We start from the raw sequence: 912 nt of genomic DNA on the forward strand, positions 1-912 counted from the left end.
ACCGCTTCACCGTGTGGAACGAGGTCACCGGCGTGTCCGCCGCCGTCTGAACCACCGCGGGTCCCACGGCCAGGCACATCCTGATCCCCAGCGCGCACTCACAGCTCCCACCAAGTTGACAACGCCGCCAGGAGCACTGTCCGTGCCTCGGGCTCGCCCTGAACGAGCACGCCCGCCGGGCGGGTGGTGGGGTGAGTGGGACTCGAACCCACGACCGGCGGATTAAAAGTCCGCGGCTCTGACCAACTGAGCTACCACCCCATACCCCCGCATTGAAACACGCGAACGAACACCCCTCGTGACAACGACCCGGCCCCCACGCGCGAGCCCACCCGATAAGAGCAGCGACACACCGGCACCGTCCGTTGTCCGCGACCGTGAAGCGGTCGGGACGCCGGCCATCGCGCCGGGATCCCGGGCAGGGGTCGGGCTGGAGCGGATCGCTTCACAACGACCGCACCCGCACGGCCCCACCTCCGGCACCACTCCCGCCCCGCCGGGCCTCCTCGGCGCCCCGGCCCGCGAACTTGACCACCGAGCCCTCTCCACCCGCACGGCCGAGCATCCCCGGGGTGGTACTCCGGGTGAACAAGCAGCCGGCACTCCCCGACCACCACCTCGCGGCCGGTACGCGCAACCAAAGCGGTCTTCTCTCGTTCACCGGGAGGGAAAACGCACCTTCCCCTTCCGGGCCGGCCGTCCCCGCGGCCGGCCCGGCACCGACCGCCCAGGACGGGACCAACACCCAACCCCCTGGTCATGGACCCCAGCGGACACCAGAACCCGAGCGTGTCTGAAAGATCGTGTAAGTCCGTGATGTGGAAGCCTGGCCCGGGGCTCGGCCTCGGGCCTGTGGGCCAGGCGGATCGGACGAGTCATGACGGACAAAGACGAAGCGGCCGCGTCCGTGGC

General features: G+C 70.2%; 1 tRNA gene. It reads right to left on the reverse strand.

Going from position 1 to position 912, the window contains the following annotated elements:
- Nucleotides 1–184: 184 nt before the first annotated feature.
- Nucleotides 185–261, reverse strand: a tRNA-Lys gene (locus OTB19_RS43140).
- Nucleotides 262–912 lie beyond the last annotated feature (651 nt).

This window comes from Streptomyces sp. H27-H5, assembly GCF_026627505.1.
GTDB lineage: Bacteria > Actinomycetota > Actinomycetes > Streptomycetales > Streptomycetaceae > Streptomyces.